The sequence below is a fragment of the Actinomadura sp. BRA 177 genome, assembly GCF_013372625.1.
In the GTDB taxonomy this organism is placed as follows: Bacteria; Actinomycetota; Actinomycetes; order Streptosporangiales; family Streptosporangiaceae; genus Spirillospora.
On sequence record NZ_JABXFD010000101.1, the window covers coordinates 1 to 1,468 of the forward strand.

The following is a 1,468-nucleotide window of genomic DNA, read 5'->3' on the forward strand; positions in this document are numbered from 1 at the left end:
CGCGTCATATGTGTATCAGAGCCAGCCGAAGGACAGCGACGTGAGCCTCCTCGACCGACCGTCCCGCCCGGTCGGCACGCTGGCGCGGCTGCGCCGGCCCGCGGCCCGGGACGGGTCCGGCGGGCGGCCCGGCGGGCGGCCCCGCGCCGTCCGCGAGCTGCTGCTGATCATCGCGCTGTTCACGGTCTACAAGCTCGGCCGGCTGCTGGCGAGCGGCCGGGTCGTGGAGGCGTTCGACAACGCCCACCGCGTGTGGAACCTGGAGCGCGTCCTCGACCTGCCGAGCGAGACCGGCGTCCAGCACGGGCTGCTGCAGAGCCAGTTCCTCGTGCAGGCCGCCAACTCCTACTACGCCTATGTGCACTGCCCGGCGGTGATCGCCTTCCTGCTGTGGGTCTACCTGCGGCGGCCCGTCCACTACCGGTGGGTCCGCCGGGTCATGGCGGCGCTGACCGCCGTCGCGCTCGTCCTGCACCTGCTCGTCCCGCTGGCCCCGCCGCGGATGCTGCCCGCCACCGGGCTCATCGACACCGCGGCGCGGTTCGGCCCGGCCGTGTACGGGCCGCCGCAGACCGACACGGTCGCCAACCAGTACGCGGCCATGCCGTCCCTGCACATCGGCTGGGCGGCCGTCATCGCGCTCGGCCTCATCGTCACGTCCCGCACGCGGTGGCGCTGGCTGTGGCTGCTGCACCCGGTGGTGACGATCGCGGTCGTGGTCGGCACGGCCAACCACTACTGGCTGGACGGCATCGTCGTGCTCGTCCTCCTCGCGATCAGCGTCCTCCTCCTGCGCCCGCCCGCCGCGCGGGCCGGCTCCGGCTAGCCGGCCGGTTCCGCGCCCAGCGTCTCCAGCAGCTCGGTCACCGGCTGCAGCTTCTCGTACAGCAGCAGGACGGGCTCGCCCGGCTCGGCCAGGTCCAGCGCCGACGCCAGCGCCCCCTTCAGGTCCCCGGCCGGGTGGTGGCACACGTCCGGGCGGCCCTCCCGCAGCCCCTGCACGATCAGCCGGGTCATCTCGCCCGAGCGGCGGCCGCGCAGGTCCTCGTCCTCGTAGACGACGACGCGGCCGAACGTCCCGGCGAGCGCCCGCGCCGTCTCGTCCACCAGTTCGTCGGACCGGTCGCCCGGCAGCGTGACCGCGGCGACGCCCCCGGCCCCCCAGCGCCGCTCGACGAACGCGCCCATCGCGGCGACCGCCGCCGGGTTGTGCGCGTAGTCGACCAGCACCGGGTTGTCGCCGACCTGGTACACGCAGCCCCGGCCGGGGTTGCGGGTGTGCGGGTCGAACGAGCGCAGCGCGCGCCCCCGCACCTCCACCGGGACGCCGAGGGCGCCGGCGGCCGGCACGGCCACTACGCCGCCGACGGCCGGGCTGACCGGGGCGCGCGGCGACCGCCACGTAGTGGCCGCGCCCGCCGCCGCGCGGGCGCGCCACCAGGACGGGCCCCGGCCGCCACGCGGCACC

2 protein-coding genes are annotated in these 1,468 nt (G+C 76.1%); one reads left to right on the plus strand and one right to left on the minus strand.

From position 1 onward, the window contains the following. Positions 1-826: phosphatase PAP2 family protein (locus HUX53_RS02420; protein ID WP_309237010.1), on the plus strand; the 826-nt coding region annotated here is incomplete at its 5' end. Here HUX53_RS02420 and HUX53_RS02425 read toward each other — a convergent pair. Continuing rightward, the coding region (locus tag HUX53_RS02425) for a glutamate ligase domain-containing protein (protein WP_217918998.1) at positions 823-1,468 on the minus strand (646 nt) is incomplete at its 5' end. The two genes, HUX53_RS02420 and HUX53_RS02425, sit on opposite strands and share 4 nt — an antisense overlap.